The sequence below is a fragment of the Clostridium manihotivorum genome, from assembly GCF_004015185.1.
Lineage (GTDB): Bacteria > Bacillota > Clostridia > Clostridiales > Clostridiaceae > Clostridium_AR > Clostridium_AR manihotivorum.
This window is the reverse complement of sequence record NZ_CP025746.1, coordinates 4,100,777-4,116,123: the sequence shown is the minus strand read 5'-3', so window position 1 is coordinate 4,116,123 and position 15,347 is coordinate 4,100,777. Positions and strand designations below refer to the sequence as shown.

Below are 15,347 nucleotides of genomic sequence, written 5' to 3'. Positions count from 1 at the left end.
CGAAGCAGTATTAAGGATTTATAACAGCTTATTAGAATGTATAGAACTAAAATATAGTTAAAGTTTATGTCAAACTTTCCATATATTAAATGATTTTATAATTTTAGAAGATACTATAAAAATTATTATTAAAGTATAGAGTTGATTAAAAGAAGATAAACTTAAGTTTTTTAATAATAACTATAATATAGTGAATAATTTAGCTAATAATGGTAAAACTCGTTAATAATAAATAATATAATGGGTAAAATATAAAGAATGTAATAAAAATTTAAGTTCTATTTGAGGAGAAGATATTTATTTGAAAAATTATTATGTAATAGTCTCTCGGAATTATGAGTGATTATTATAGTCCTATCGGGGTAGCGTACATTAAAAAGTGAATATTATCCAAAGATTTACAGAGAATGTGGAATATTAATAAAAATGCGCATAACTAATAGACATAGCTGCCGCTATGTTTTAAAATAATTATGTATTGATTAAGCGGCTTGCAAAATCAATTTTTTGAGATCTGACTCAAAAGGCAGATCCCAGGCATTGAGATGTTGTAGCATCAAGATGTTATAGAGGCGGCAGTACCACATCTTAGTAGAGCGGTGTCTGCCGCTTTCTAATAGAAAGTCTATTTTTTGTCGTTTATTAGAACGTTCTACGGAAGTTCTTGAATTATATTCTAATTTCCATTCTTTACTATCCCTTGGTGGGATGTTTATCAATCTTGGATTATCTTTCATTGCCAGATGCACCGTTCTCCCGTATTTGGAATCAGAACAAGGGTGTTCGCAGGAACATCCATACTTTCTACTTGTTAGAGGACAATGGAATTTGATACGGTGTTTCTTTTTTCAACACCATCACGATTCATCTTACGGCCTGCTTTGCAGACGGGAATACCATCTTTACCAATGATAAAATCATCTTTATATTTAACTTTGATGCCACGTTTCTCATTCAAGTCAATAAACGGAGTTATTCCTTCTTGCTTGAAGTATTCATAAAATGGCATGGCATAATGAGCAGAGTCGAGAATAATTTTGTCTATTTTAAAGTCATGAAGTAAACTTTTCATGCGAAAAAACGCATGGAGAAATCCATGGGAGTCATGCCTTGAGGCTGGCCCAAACAAAGGGAATACTGGAAGATCACTATCAGAATCAGATGCAACAAACATGTAGAGATCATATCCATGATAAAAACAGTCTCTTGATGAATCCCAGCCGATGTCACAGTCAGGCTGAGAAAAGAATCTATCGCAAGTACAGTCAGTAATACCTTTGGAAATACAATCACATACACGGTGTTTTCGTTCTCTTGCAGAGGTAGCGACTGGTGTGCCATCACCTGCAAGAGCTAAGTTCTCTGTATTGATCAGTCCCTTTTGTATAGAAAGATTAAGAAACTCATTTTTATATAAATTAAAAAGGGAACTATAAGGTTGTTCATCACTTAAAAAGATACTCCTTGTAATTCTTTTAATAGTTGTTCTACTGTTGTCTTTTCAACTGGATCAGCTTTTAAACCTTTCTTTTTAGGTTTTTTTACAGAAGTTTTTAAAGGTTGTAACTGAGATGAAAGATTGTTATTATCAGAATCCCATAAGCGGCTAAAGAAGTCATAAAAAGTACCAACACCGAGTGTCGCCTACTTCAAATCCGCTCAATATAGCATAAAGAGGGTTGATCTTAAGTTGTGCAACCCAATCAGTTACTGAAGTAACTTTAAAATCAATAGATAAAAGATATGATCTATGCATACAAGAAGGATTTCTCGGCTTCGGACCGAAAATGGAATATTTATTTTCAGATGTATTTCAGTATATGAGAGGTCTAGGTTCCAGAAACGATCAATGATATCCCAGGTAGAACGCGCGATAGCATCCGGATTAGGATAATATTTACGAAGCATTTCAACAACAAATTTTTGATAGGCGGAATGGCCGCCAGAGTAAACAGGTAACATTAAAAATCTCCTCCAATCGAAAAATATACCTTATATTTAAGGGGCGCGTAGCGCCGCATTTTTCGATATTTTTGTCAAGTGCTTTTAACAAAAAAGTGGGGGATTTCAATAAAAAAGGAATCTTTAAGCCAGATAAATCAAGGCTTAAAGATTCCGAGAGATTATTGTAGACAATTGGAGGATAATTAATCATGAACAAACAGTATAGTGTAGAACTAAAGCTAAAAATAATAAATAAAGGTGAGATGACAGTAAAAGTAGAAAATAAATCAAAAGAACTAAAGCTTAAAACATCAATAGTTAAGGACTATGAAAATATAGATAAATAAAACTTTAATATTAACTGAGAGAGTAGGGGAAGTCAATTATTGAGCAGATTATATAAAAGTAAAGCGAAAAACTGAAATTAATAAACATTAACATATTATGTATTTAAATTTAATAATAAAAAATATTTTTGATTAACTTTAACATGAGATGTGTAATAAATAGATAAAAATAGTTGATTATTGTATGATTTATATATTTACAAAATAATACAATGGTTCTAAAATTATATAAAAAGGAGGTGCAATATGGAGGTTTTTGAAGTAAAATTAAAGCTATTTCTTTTGAAAGATGTACAATTTACAGAAATACAGAGCAAAATTAGTTCTTTCATAGATATGGGGTTAGCAAAAGATGAAAAATATCTAGAATTTCATAATGAAAATAAATTTAAAAACTATTGTTTTGATTCATTGTACCCTATTGAAAAAGATAAGATCTATAATTCAGGAAAGATATATACCTTAACGTTAAGAACAGTAGGAGAAGATCTTGCGAAGTTCTTTTTAGAAAGACTTAAGAATGAGTATGATGAAAATTTTAAAGGGCTAACGGCAGAAGTAAGGATAGTGCCTAAGAAGCATATTGAGAAAATTTACTCAATAACTCCAATGCTAATCAAAAACGATTGTGGTTACTGGAAAGGAAAAATAACTCTGGATGAATTTGAAAGAAGGTTAAAAGAGAATCTAATTAAGAAATATAACAGTATTGCAAATGAAAAGATAGACGAGGATTTTCAATTATATACATCAATAGAGTTTAAAAATAGAAAGCCCATATCCACAAGCTATAAACAAATAAAGCTTTTAGGAGACAAAATATCGATAAATATTTCTGATGATAAAAGAGCACAAGACTTAGCTTATATGAGTTTAGGAACTGGAATTGCAGAAATGAATCCAAGGGGTTACGGGTTCGTTAATTATAGATGGCTATAAGGAGGTGAAGTGTTTTGCTAAAAGAATGCCTTGAGGTCTTTAAAAATCAACTAGAAGAGAACACTGAAAAGCTCATAACAGATAGCTATATACCATCTGATGGTACATACTTATTGGTTGAGCCTATAGGTGACAGTTATGAGATAAAAGAAACAATAAACATAAAACTTGATAAAAAGACAAGAGAAGTAGATAAAAGTAATGAGTTTTTTCAATATATTTGTGAGGCTGATTATAATAGTAAATTGATAGATATGAATAAACCTATTGATGGTAAAAAGATAATCCATAGCAATAACTATTTATCATTTTTTATAAAGAAAGAAAGTTTGCTAATAGATCCTGCAACTAAGGAAAGAAAGCTGACAGAAGAAAGAATAGATGAATATTATGCTATACTTTCAAATCCATACTTGAAATATTCTAAAGGCAAAGGTAAAAGTCTTTATGAAACTGTAGAAAATGAAATAGGACAAGTAGATATAGAAAGACTAGAAAAAATTCGTGCTTGGATTAAAGAAAATATATTCAATTTAGAAATTGATATCACTGGAAAGGACTATCTTAAAATATTCTTTCGATATCCTATTGAAGATTACGTTAAAGAAGGAAAAAGATATTTAATTCCAAACATTTATAATAGTAATGACTTTAATGTGAATATAGGAAAAGTAATATATGGATTACCTAATGATAATATGGGGCTAAACGCTAAAAAACCTTATCTTGAAAACAAAAGCAGGAAAACAAAGGTTCCTTATTTGGTTGATAATGAAGAGGTTTTGCTTCAAAAGAAGTTCTTTGATTACCTAATGAACTTTGCAGCAGTTGGCAAGGTGAATATCTATATTGGTAAAGAAGTTAAGGGGTATAAAAATGGGGATTTACCTGAAGAAGACTTTCAAGGAATTTTTCTAAGAATAAAAAAGGGAAAAGAAGTTGAAGTACATGATTTTGATTCGATACCTTCTTACAAGGTTGAACTTCCGAAGAAATTTAATTTAGTAAATGTATTAGATGCAGATTTAGATAAGCTTGGGCTTGAAGGTTATAAGAGATATAGTAATAGGCTTAAGATGCAAGAGTTAGTTGATGATATACTATTTTCTAATTTTTTGAAGAATAATTACTTTACGGAGTCTAAGGACATAGGAACTAATGATAATTCATTGAAAAATAATCTTTTGATTTCAAGAGGGGGACTATTTAATTGGTTTCATAAGGGAGTCGATAGCGGGGTAGCTAAAGTTTTAGAAAGAGTAAGCCTAAGCTTAGTAAAGAACTCTGTATTAAAAGGAAGTTATATGGACAAGAAAGCCTGTCACCAATTTAATTTAAGATGGTCACTTATTAATTACTTTGAGGGAGGAGAGAACATGGCTGATATTATTAAAAATTTAAAAGAAAACTTAAAGAATAAGATTAATTCAAAAGAAACGGAGAGCATTGAGAGTGATAACGAATATTTCTTCGCAATAGGACAATTAGTAAATTTCTTTTTATCTAAGAGTAAGGGAAAGAAGAAACCTCATTCACTTGCTAATCCTTTTATCAATGCAAAAGAAAATAAATTTTTAAAAGAAAAGCTTATGGCGTTATATAAGAAATACAACTACGATATAGAAAAAAACGGAAAGAGATTCAATAATCTGTATGGAATGATCGTGTCCTATGAGACAGAGGCAAAAGTAAATCAAGATATGATTTTGGCAGGATATCTTCATAGTAGCTTAATTTATGAGAGTGATAAAAAGGAGGATAATATAAATGAATAAGAGAGTATATGGTGTTATAGGAATTTCATCAATTATGGCTAATTGGAATGCTGACTTTACTGGATATCCAAAGACAACCTCTAGCGGAGATACCTTTGGTAGTGATAAAGCTTTAAAATATCCAATGAAAAAGATGTGGGAAAATAATGGGGAAAAAGTGCTATATATAAAATCCATGAAATTCTCTAAAGATAAAAAAGGAGAAGTTCAGTTAGTACCAAGAGCATTAAAAGAAAGATATGAGTATATATTTGGAGTTGAAGATCTTAAGAAGTGCAAAAGTGCAGAAGAAGTATTGAAGAATCTATTTAGTGCAATAGATGTTAAGAACTTCGGAGCAACCTTTGCAGAAGAAGGAAACAACATTTCTATAACTGGTGCAGTCCAAATAGGACAAGGTTTTAACAAGTATGATGGAACAAATCCAGAGGAGCAGCAAATACTATCACCTTTTAGAGATGGGTCAAAAGACAGTGTAAAGCCAGACTCTGAGGAAGCTAAAAATTCAACTTTAGGTACAAAAATAGTTAGTAATGAAGCCCATTATTTTTATCCATTTACCATAAATCCATTAACTTATAAGGAATATAAGGAGTTAGGAGTAACTGAAGGATATACAGAAGAAGATTATATAAAGTTTAAAGAAACAGCAGTAGTTTCAGCAACTTCCTTTGCAACAAATTCAAAGGTTGGTTGCGAGAATGAGTTCGCATTATTTGTAGAAACAGAGGAGAACTTATACCTTCCTAATCTTTCAGAATATATAGATTTTACTAAGGGCAAGGACAAAAATACTATAGCAATAAAATGCTCAGAGCTGCTTAATTCAGTTGGGGACAGAATTAAAAATGTAGAAATATACTACAACCCATATACAACTATTATTGAGTCTGAAATAAAAGGAGCAAAGCAATTTAATATATTTACACAAAAAGAGGTGTAAATTATGAAAGTTTTAAAATTCACGTTATATGGAAATACTGCATTTTTTAAGAAACCAGAGGTAAACAGCTATCTATATTTTACCTATGGTAATATTCATAAGGTTGCTTTACTTGGAATTTTTGGAGCTATACTTGGTTATGGTGGATATAATCAGCAAAAGTCTGGAGTATATCCAGAGTTTTATGAAAAACTCAAGGATATACAGCTTTCTATAGTACCAAATAATCCAAAAGGATTTATACCTAAGAAAGTTCAGATTTTCAATAATTCAGTAGGTTATGCATCAAAGGAATTAGGAGGTAATCTAATAGTTAAGGAACAATGGTTAGAAAATCCTTCTTGGGATATCTATTTGTTAGTGCAAGATGATGAAAGCAGGAAAATATCAGAGTATATCATTAATAAGAAGGCAATATATGCACCATATCTAGGTAAAAATGACCACTATGCTAACATTACTAATGTAAAAGTTATTGATAATGTCAATGAGGTCCAAGAGATAGATAGAATAGACTCCTTGTGCTTAAAAGATTGCTTCGAATTTAACATCCCAACTGAAGATGCCTATAATTTAGAGGCTACTTATGTTGATTACTATAAATATGAAGAGCAGCTACCATATGGATTAGATAAAGATAATAATATGTATATGTTGAAGCCATTTGTATTTACAAATATGAATGCTAATTTAACTGAAGAAATTAAGGTTTATAAAGTGGAAGAAAAGAATATTGTGTTTTATTAATGAGGAGGGGCAACCCTCCTTAAAAAATAGGAGGAGTATGCAGATGTACTTTAAGAGAGAGTATAACGTAGATTTAAGCAATCTAATAAATAATAAGGTACCTTTTTATGCTCACAAGAAAACAGGAAAGCAGGAAACTTTACAGGAGCATACAAATTTATGCGCGAAATATTTTAAAAGGATTATAACATCGAGAAATTTGGAAAGTATATTCTTAAACTTTGAAAAGCTATGCTTAAAGGACATAAGTGAAGAAGGTAAGGAACTTTTCAGAGAACTTTTGATAAACACTGTATTATTTCATGATATAGGGAAAATAAACCCCATCTTTCAAAAAAAGAATATGGAAAATAATATAAGAGGTAGTGAAAAGTTTTCACAAATTGGATCTAAGCATTCAATTATATCTTCAGTCTTGTATATAGATTACTACATAAAAAGAGTAACTAACTTACCTAAAAGTGATGTTAATGAAATAATACTTTTTTTATACTTAAACGCTTATGTAATATCAAAACATCATGGAGATTTGGATGTTTTCTATAAGTTTTTAAAATTATTTGATGAGGATGAAGATGGATATAATGTTATAGAAATTTTAAAAGATAATGGCAAAACAGTTTACAATCATGACTTAAACATAAATAGAAACATGGCTAAAAAAATCTGTGAGTTAGTAAAAATATCACTTGTAAAAAATACTGAAGATAGTAATGGTATATATATTTACATCTATGAAAAATTAATATTTTCCTTATTAGTTGCTGCAGATTTTTATTCAACTACAGAATTTATGAATGATGTAGAACTTGAAGAGTTTGGAGATATAAGAGGTATAGAAGAGTTTTATGATATTTATAAGTGTACTGGAATCTATAAGGTAATAAGGCAGTATGAGCAGAAGCAGTACAATGAAAAAAAGAATCTTGGAAATGAGAAAAACATTAACATTTTAAGAACAGAAATGTTTTTGGATGCAGAAAAAGAACTTGAAAAGAATATAGAAAACAACATATTCTTTTTAGAGGCTCCTACTGGAAGTGGGAAAAGTAATGTTTCTATGAATTTGAGCTTTAAGCTATTGGAGCAGAATAATAACTTGAGAAAGATCTATTATGTATATCCTTTTAATACTTTGGTGGAGCAAAATTTGCAATCACTGAAAAAAATATTTGGTTACCACAAGGAAATATTTAATAAGATATCGGTTATAAACTCTATTTCACCAATAAAGCTTGATGAAGTTAAGAAAAAAGGAAAATACGAAGAAGATGACTATAATTATTATGCTAAAGCCTTGCTAAATAGGCAATTTTTAAATTATCCTATGATATTAACCACGCATGTAAGTATATTTAAAACTATGTTCAACGCTTCCAAGGAATCAGCCTTTGCCTTTCATCAATTAGCAAATAGTGTAATAGTTCTTGATGAAATACAGAGCTACAAAAACATAATTTGGACTGAGATAATAACTTTTTTAAAGGCTTTTGCAAAGCTGTTAAATATAAAAGTTATAATAATGTCTGCGACCTTACCTGATTTAAATCTTTTAATTGGATCTATTGAAGGCACTACCAATCTAATATTAAATAGAGATAAATATTTTAGTAATCCACTTTTTAGGGATAGAGTAAAGGTCGATTATGAGCTTATGAATAGTAGTGAAGTAATGGAAGATTTATATGAGCATGTTAAGAAAAATAGCTTTCTAGGGAAGAAAGTGCTGATTGAATTTATAAAAAAGGATAGCGCTTATAGTTTTTTTAGAAGACTAAAGTCTGATGAAGACATATCTTGCAGGATTGAGCTTATGACTGGTGACGATAACTCCATAGAAAGAGAAAGAATCCTCGATGAAGTAAAAAACGATGGAGGACTAATACTAGTTGCCACTCAAGTTATAGAAGCTGGAGTGGATATTGATATGGATATAGGCTATAAGGATATTTCTAAGCTTGATAGTGATGAACAGTTTTTAGGAAGAATTAATAGGTCTTGTACTAAAACTGGAATAGTACATTTCTTTAATTTAGATGATACAAAGAGTATATATTCAAATGATGTAAGAGTAAATAATAGCCTCAGTCTTATCGATGAAAGTATGAAGAGGGTACTTTTGAATAAAGACTTTGGTGAATACTACAAAAAGGTTTTGGAAGCGATAATTAAAATTTATAATGAATCCTTTAGTGATTCAAATATCAAAGAATTTTTCAATGAAGCTGTAGAAAAATTTAATTTCAAAAAAGTAGAAGAAAGAATGAAATTAATCGATGATAATAGCTGGAGTATGTCTGTATTCTTAAGCAGTGTAATTGAGAGGTCTGATGGAACCATAATCAATGGCAATGAGGTATGGGAAGAGTATAGAAGACTGCTACAAAATAGTTCCATGGATTATGCAGAAAACAAAGTAAAGCTTTCAGAAGTTCGAAGTAAAATGAACTATTTCATTTATGAGATAAAGAAGAATGATAACTTTATATATAATGAAAGGTTGGGAGAACTTTATTTTATTGAAAATGGTGAAGATTATTTTGAAGATGGAAAACTCAACAAGGAAAAGTTTATAAGTGGGGTAGGTGTGTTTATATAGTGAAGATAAATGGAACTTTAATAAATTACTATTTTCACTGTAAGCGGCAATGCTATCTTCATGGTAATAGGCTTAACCTTGAGGATAACAGTGAAATTGTTAAGATAGGTAAAGCAATCCATGAGGAAAGAAGTGAAGGACGAGAAAATACTGAAATTTCTATAGATAATATAAAGCTAGATAAGCTGACCTCTGAGTATCTTACAGAGGTCAAAAAGTCAGATGCAGATATTGAGGCTGCAAAATGGCAGTTAATATATTATTTGAAAGTGTTAAGAACTAAAGGAATAGATAGAAAAGGCAAACTTGAATTTGTAGAAAAAAATAAAAGTGATAAGAAAATCTTACTTTTTCAACTAGATGAAAAGCTTGAAGAAGAATTGGAGAATTATGTAAATGAGATTGAGAGGCTTATTTTAAGTGAAAATACGCCACCAGTATTGAATAGCTCAAAATGCAAGAAGTGTGCATATTATGAATACTGTTATATATAGGAGGAAGATATGGGAAGTACTAGATATATAACATCTATGGGGGAGTTGACTAGGAAAGATAATTCACTTTGTTTTAGAAAGGATGGAAAGAATGTATACATTCCCATCGAAAATACAAAAGAAATATACTGTTTAAATGAAGTAAGCGTAAATACTAAGCTGTTAGATTTTTTATCTCAAAACAACATAATTGTACATTTTTTTAACTATTATGAAGGCTATAGCGGGACATTTTATCCCAAGAATCAGTACAATAGTGGAAGACTACTTGTAGCGCAGGTAAATAAGTTTAATGATGATAGGCTTACTATTGCCAAGGCTATTGTAAAAGGAATTGGTATCAATATAAGAGAGGTTTTGTACCATTACTATAAACATAATAAAAAGGAAGTTAAGGGAACTATTGATTGGATAAAAGATGATTTTTTTACAAGAGTAGAAAGCAGCGAAAATATAAAAGAGCTCATGGCTGCTGAAGGAGAGGCTTGGCAAAGATTTTATAGTGAATTTAAAGTTTTTTTACCTGAGGACTTTATGATGAATAAGAGAGTGAAAAGGCCACCAGATAATCCTATAAATGCACTAATTTCTTTCGGTAATACACTGCTTTACACTAAAACTATATCAGCTATATATAGAACTCATCTAGATCAGAGGATAAGTTACCTTCATGAACCATCAGAAGGGAGGTTTTCTTTAAGTTTAGATGTTAGCGAAGTGTTCAAGCCTGTTATAGTCTATAAGACAATATTTGATTTGGTAAATAATAAAAAGCTGCAAGTAAATAAACATTTTGATAAAAAAGTTAACTATTGCTTATTGAATGAAGAAGGAAAAAATGTGTTTATAACAGCGTTTGAAGAAAGAATGGATTCTGTGTTTGAGCATCCAAAATTAAAGAGAAAGGTAAGTTATAGAACGGCAATAAAGCTAGATTGCTACAAGCTTATTAAGTTCATAATGGAAGATAAGCCTTTTGCTCCATTTAGTTTGAAGGAGGGGATGTAGTGAGTAAGATAAATAACTACAACTATGCCTTTGTATTTTACGATGTAAATGAAAAGAGGGTTCAGAGAGTTTTTAAGGTTTGTAAAAAGTATTTATCCCATTTCCAGAAATCTGTATTTCGTGGTGAAATGTCTCCCTCTAAACTTATAAGCTTTAAAAAAGACCTAAACAAAGTGATAGATAAAAACGAAGACTTTATTTGTATAATCAAAATGATGAACGACAATGTCTTTGGTGAAGAAGTTCTCGGAGTGTCATCAAATTCAACTGGAGAAGATTTAATAATATAATTTTACCAAGTGATTAAAATAGTAAGGTGCCGTATAATGCTGATTATTACAGGTGTTAGAAGTAATTATGCGAGTATATTTGTAAAATTAAAATTTACTTGGTAAAATAATATAAAAAGAAGCTATATAGGCGCTTTGTATAATATCCAAACTTTTAAGAATGGCTCAAAATCAATGGATTAACCTTAACATGGGATGTATTTAAATTTGATGATTTGCAACTTACATTTGATACGGAAAAATGATTAACCTTAACATGGGATGTATTTAAATGGTTTTATGGCTTATACGTGGTACTTCTCCTATAGGATTAACCTTAACATGGGATGTATTTAAATTAAAAGAATACGACACGAAAATCAAAACATAAGCGGATTAACCTTAACATGGGATGTATTTAAATCTCCTTGCCCTTTCAATATTCTCCTTATACTTTTGATTAACCTTAACATGGGATGTATTTAAATTAATTAACACCTTCTAAAAGCTCTGGATTTTCGTAGATTAACCTTAACATGGGATGTATTTAAATTTCCTAGCTTATTCTCTAAAATAAGATTGTCTAGATTAACCTTAACATGGGATGTATTTAAATCCCACAGCTAAAACTAAAAAAGAGACCAAGCATAAAGATTAACCTTAACATGGGATGTATTTAAATGCACACCAAAGAGAAATAGAAAAACAACTAAAGAGATTAACCTTAACATGGGATGTATTTAAATACATAGTCTATTGATTTAATCGGTACTCCTAAATTGATTAACCTTAACATGGGATGTATTTAAATTATTTACTGCTAAGTATGCTTGGGTTCAAGGTGTTTGATTAACCTTAACATGGGATGTATTTAAATATCAAACACTTATCACTAAAATACTTAATAGGATGATTAACCTTAACATGGGATGTATTTAAATCAAGTAAGATAGCTATATGCTATCTTTTTTTTAGATTAACCTTAACATGGGATGTATTTAAATTAAGAAAACGCCTACTAATGGCATGGTTAAGCCATTGATTAACCTTAACATGGGATGTATTTAAATTACTCGTTGTTGTAGATTGTCAAGTACTTTTGACCCACTTTCTCACACAAAATTGACCCACTACTATTAGCTTATTAATTCTATGTCGTACCCGCCTTCGCGTAGGCGAATAAGGTTTATTTCAATAGACTTGGTACTTGATTTGATTTTTATATATTTCGATAGCTCTATTAATCTATCTTGAAGAAGATCTAAATTCAATTCATCGAGTGGATCCTTGTAGTATATAGCCTTAGGGATAGATGCTACAATACTTGTAGCATTATCCTTAGGTTTATTTAATAAATCATCAATACTCATAAATTGAGATTCAGTAGCTTTTAACAATTCAAACTTTTTTGATTCTTTATTATACTGATAACCTGTATATCTCTTAACTAGTTTTATAAAATAATCATAATTAAATGGAATATGTTCTTTAACATAATCCCTAGCGCTTTTGCGGCCTTCAGTATTAAATATTTCTATAAACTTCATATAATCTAAATCTCTATGATCGTGTTTTCTCTTCATTAGGAAGTTCCTCCTTATCATTTACCCTTTACTCTATAGCTATCTCCTGTTATACTTATTAAGTGACAATGATGAATTAATCTATCTAGAATTGCTGTTGCAGCAAGTTTACTAGAAAAGATTTTATCCCAATTACCTAATGGTACATTGGTAGTTATGATTAGAGAGCCTTTTTTCGTATCGTTGGCGGATGATTTGAAAAAATATGCTCTCTTTTTCTTTATCCATCTGGAAATGCCCCAACTCATCAATTATTAAAACTTCTATCTTTCTAATTGCTTTGAATGTAGAATCTAGAGTGCCATTCATATAACTTTTATAAAGCTTATCTATGAATTCTTGTGCAGTTGTAAAAAGAACTTTAAACCCTTTCTTACAAGCTAATACCCCAAGACTTATCCCAATATGACTTTTACCAACACCAGGAGGACCTATTAATATTACGTTCTCTTTATTTTCAATAAAGGAAAGAGTTTCTAAATCTCTAATTTTTGATTCGTTTATTTTCTCAGGAAAAGAAAAATCAAATCCATCTAAAGTTTTAATTCCTTCGAACCTTGGCTGCTTTTATATTTTTTTCAACATTTCTTTCTCTTTTACCTTCCGCCTCTATTTCTAGAAGTCTCACTAAAAATTCTCTATGTCCAATATTATTTTCGATAGCGTATGCTATTTCGCTTTCATAATTTGTTTGGATGTCAATCAATTTAAATTGTTTTAAAAGCCTAGCGATATGGTCTGGTGATGTGTTAATAGTACTTTTCATACCTAAAATTGACCCTCCTCGTAGTAAGATAATTCACGGCTAGTTTCACTAAGCGTCAAAAGCTCGTCCTTTGCAGAAATACCCTTTACTATATCTAAATATTTAGTCTTTAAAATATTCTTTATATCATTTATGTTATATATATTCTCCTCAATACAATAGCGAAGAAGCGACTCTAAAGAATCGTTATCATAAAGTTCCTTAAGCTTAATTATTTTACGCAAGTGGTAACTAGGTTGATTTAGGTGAGCAATGCAGTTTTTATAGAATAGACTTCCACTAGGGAAGGTACTTTCGAATTGCCTAACAATTTCAGGAATAGATTTTGGAGCAATATTATTTAACGCTCCGTAATGATCATCTACTGTAACCATCTTACCTTTTTGCGTAATGATTTCGTGAGTTGCAATTATATCTAAGGCTGAGTTATAAACTTCCAATTTATAGCCTAAGGTTATTCTAAAAACTACTTTTTTCCAACATACTCAATCGGCACGCTGTATTTTACAGCGTCAACGGATATAAATGAATCTAAACTTACTTTTCTTTCTTTCAAATCAGTTATTATAAAAGGCTTGTCTTTAACAGGAGCTAAATAAGGTATTTCTTCTGTAAAATATTCATTAGTGATACGTAAAGTTGTACCATGTTTTAGATTGTTAGAATCCTCTATAAATGCTTCAGCAGCTTTATTGAGGTGAGTCATAGAGTCAAATTTATTACCTTTAACAAACTGTTCTTCTATGTACTGAAAAGGCTTTTCAATCTTACCTTTCGTTCTTGGTCTGTAGGGATTACAGGCATTCAATGAAATTCTAAGTGATGAGCTAATCTCAAGGCGTTAATATTGAAATTGACTTCTTCTTCTGGATGATTTGATACAACCAAAGCCTTAGGATTATCTATTAATAACTCTTTAGTAACACCACCAATTCTTTTAAATAATAAATGTATAGATTCGTAAATGGCTTCGCCGTCGCAAGACTTTGCAAATATAATAGCTTTCTTTCTAGACGCTGCAAGAATTAATGAATAGCAGTAGACTTTAATTTTTTCTCCTCCAACCCACATTAAATATTCAGCCCAATCAAATTGAGCTTGATCTCCCAACGGCGTTTCGATACGCTTTGTTGCCTTAAGTGGAAGACTCCTTTTTTCTTCTTTTAGGCTATTTAAATATCTATATAAAGGAGATATACTACCGTTATAACCTAATTGTTTAAGTTCTCTAAATATCCTAGTCCCTATAAAGTTATACTCTGGTTCCAAATACCACCTTTTAATATCTTCATGAAAATGATCAATTTTAGTTGAATATTTACGCTTTTTGTATTTAGGTTCTTCATCTAATTTTATTAACCTCTTAACAGTATTTCTTGAAACTTTTAACTCTTTAGCAATTTGTCGTATTGGAACGCCTCTCTCATACATCCTTTTTATTGTTATCCAATCTTTCACATCTTTCACCTTTGTTCCTCCTAATCTCTTCTAAAAGATTAGGATAATTTATTAACTTTGGTGGGTCAAGTTTACTTGCAAAATGTGGGTCAGTTTTAAGTATAAATCAATACTCGTTGTGCTTTTCAAATATTGTATATGTACGAGATTAACCTTAACATGGGATGTATTTAAATAGTATTATATTAGATATTTCTTGTATGTATATGTTGGATTAACCTTAACATGGGATGTATTTAAATTAACAATTGTCATTTACAGTTATAATATAGTTTAAATGATTAACCTTAACATGGGATGTATTTAAATACTAATTGACGCCAATGTTCTAACCTACCAGTTTCGATTAACCTTAACATGGGATGTATTTAAATCTTGTATTTGCCTTATAAAATGGACGATAACTATAGGATTAACCTTAACATGGGATGTATTTAAATAAACTTTGTAAGTATTCGATAAGTTCGCCAACTGT

General features: G+C 30.3%; 18 protein-coding genes and 2 CRISPR repeat arrays (1 of these 20 cut by a window edge). Of the genes, 9 read left to right on the top strand and 9 right to left on the bottom strand.

The genetic code is table 11. The features are described from left to right. Positions 1-482: 482 nt before the first annotated feature. The gene (locus C1I91_RS29085) at positions 483-737 is read right to left on the bottom strand and encodes a hypothetical protein (RefSeq protein WP_238475830.1); all 255 of its coding nucleotides are present in this window, start codon (positions 735-737) and stop codon (positions 483-485) included. 74 nt (positions 738-811) lie between these two features. Continuing rightward, positions 812-1,174: a hypothetical protein gene (locus C1I91_RS29080; protein WP_238475829.1), complete on the bottom strand. Its 363-nt coding sequence runs from the start codon at positions 1,172-1,174 to the stop codon at positions 812-814. Positions 1,175-2,153: 979 nt separating this feature from the next. Here C1I91_RS29080 and C1I91_RS28305 point away from each other — a divergent pair. The 9 genes from C1I91_RS28305 (at position 2,154) to cas2 (ending at position 11,086) form a co-directional block, all read left to right on the top strand. Beyond that, positions 2,154-2,291, top strand: coding sequence for a hypothetical protein (locus C1I91_RS28305; protein WP_164880583.1), 138 nt, complete (start codon positions 2,154-2,156; stop codon positions 2,289-2,291). Between the two features lie 246 nt (positions 2,292-2,537). Beyond that, positions 2,538-3,230, top strand: coding sequence for a CRISPR-associated endoribonuclease Cas6 (gene cas6, locus C1I91_RS18580; RefSeq protein ID WP_128214222.1), 693 nt, complete (start codon positions 2,538-2,540; stop codon positions 3,228-3,230). Between the two features lie 14 nt (positions 3,231-3,244). Continuing rightward, complete coding sequence (cas8b, locus tag C1I91_RS18575; RefSeq protein ID WP_128214221.1) at positions 3,245-5,005, top strand: type I-B CRISPR-associated protein Cas8b/Csh1; 1,761 nt, start codon at positions 3,245-3,247, stop codon at positions 5,003-5,005. Then, positions 4,998-5,948, top strand: coding sequence for a type I CRISPR-associated protein Cas7 (locus C1I91_RS18570; RefSeq protein WP_128214220.1), 951 nt, complete (start codon positions 4,998-5,000; stop codon positions 5,946-5,948). Before cas8b ends, C1I91_RS18570 begins: the two co-directional genes overlap by 8 nt. A 3-nt stretch (positions 5,949-5,951) precedes the next feature. Then, on the top strand, positions 5,952-6,695 hold the full coding sequence (gene cas5b, locus C1I91_RS18565; protein ID WP_128214219.1) for a type I-B CRISPR-associated protein Cas5b: 744 nt from the start codon (positions 5,952-5,954) through the stop codon (positions 6,693-6,695). 43 nt (positions 6,696-6,738) lie between these two features. After that, entirely contained in the window at positions 6,739-9,294 is a 2,556-nt protein-coding gene (cas3, locus tag C1I91_RS18560) for a CRISPR-associated helicase Cas3' (RefSeq protein WP_128214218.1), read from the top strand. Further along, on the top strand, positions 9,294-9,788 hold the full coding sequence (gene cas4 / locus C1I91_RS18555; RefSeq protein WP_128214217.1) for a CRISPR-associated protein Cas4: 495 nt from the start codon (positions 9,294-9,296) through the stop codon (positions 9,786-9,788). Before cas3 ends, cas4 begins: the two co-directional genes overlap by 1 nt. Before the next feature lie 9 nt (positions 9,789-9,797). Then, positions 9,798-10,796 carry a type I-B CRISPR-associated endonuclease Cas1b gene (cas1b, locus tag C1I91_RS18550; RefSeq protein ID WP_128214216.1) on the top strand — a complete coding sequence of 333 codons (999 nt, stop codon included), beginning with the start codon at positions 9,798-9,800 and terminating at the stop codon, positions 10,794-10,796. Continuing rightward, positions 10,796-11,086, top strand: a complete 291-nt coding sequence (gene cas2, locus C1I91_RS18545; RefSeq protein ID WP_128214215.1) for a CRISPR-associated endonuclease Cas2 — start codon at positions 10,796-10,798, stop codon at positions 11,084-11,086. Before cas1b ends, cas2 begins: the two co-directional genes overlap by 1 nt. Before the next feature lie 177 nt (positions 11,087-11,263). After that, positions 11,264-12,135: a CRISPR direct-repeat array (repeat unit 30 nt; unit sequence GATTAACCTTAACATGGGATGTATTTAAAT). A gap of 66 nt (positions 12,136-12,201) precedes the next feature. Here cas2 and C1I91_RS18540 read toward each other — a convergent pair. From C1I91_RS18540 to C1I91_RS18520, 7 genes are read right to left on the bottom strand one after another with little or no spacing between them, the layout of a single operon-like run. Continuing rightward, the gene (locus tag C1I91_RS18540; protein ID WP_128214214.1) at positions 12,202-12,648 is read right to left on the bottom strand and encodes a hypothetical protein; all 447 of its coding nucleotides are present in this window, start codon (positions 12,646-12,648) and stop codon (positions 12,202-12,204) included. Between the two features lie 17 nt (positions 12,649-12,665). Next, positions 12,666-12,872, bottom strand: a complete 207-nt coding sequence (locus C1I91_RS29430) for an ATP-binding protein (protein WP_275051670.1) — start codon at positions 12,870-12,872, stop codon at positions 12,666-12,668. After that, on the bottom strand, positions 12,781-13,152 hold the full coding sequence (locus tag C1I91_RS29075; RefSeq protein WP_338032623.1) for an ATP-binding protein: 372 nt from the start codon (positions 13,150-13,152) through the stop codon (positions 12,781-12,783). Before C1I91_RS29075 ends, C1I91_RS29430 begins: the two co-directional genes overlap by 92 nt. A 37-nt stretch (positions 13,153-13,189) precedes the next feature. Beyond that, the gene (locus C1I91_RS29070) at positions 13,190-13,414 is read right to left on the bottom strand and encodes a P-loop NTPase family protein (protein WP_238475828.1); all 225 of its coding nucleotides are present in this window, start codon (positions 13,412-13,414) and stop codon (positions 13,190-13,192) included. A gap of 2 nt (positions 13,415-13,416) precedes the next feature. Continuing rightward, positions 13,417-13,854, bottom strand: a complete 438-nt coding sequence (locus C1I91_RS18530) for a hypothetical protein (protein ID WP_128214213.1) — start codon at positions 13,852-13,854, stop codon at positions 13,417-13,419. A gap of 26 nt (positions 13,855-13,880) precedes the next feature. Next, positions 13,881-14,222 (bottom strand): transposase, encoded by a 342-nt coding sequence (locus C1I91_RS18525; protein WP_128214212.1) that lies wholly within the window; start codon positions 14,220-14,222, stop codon positions 13,881-13,883. After that, complete coding sequence (locus C1I91_RS18520) at positions 14,219-14,881, bottom strand: helix-turn-helix domain-containing protein (protein WP_128214211.1); 663 nt, start codon at positions 14,879-14,881, stop codon at positions 14,219-14,221. The genes C1I91_RS18525 and C1I91_RS18520 overlap by 4 nt, the downstream gene beginning before the upstream one ends. Before the next feature lie 137 nt (positions 14,882-15,018). Next, a CRISPR array of direct repeats spans positions 15,019-15,347; the repeat unit is 30 nt; unit sequence GATTAACCTTAACATGGGATGTATTTAAAT; it runs 2,584 nt beyond the window's last position.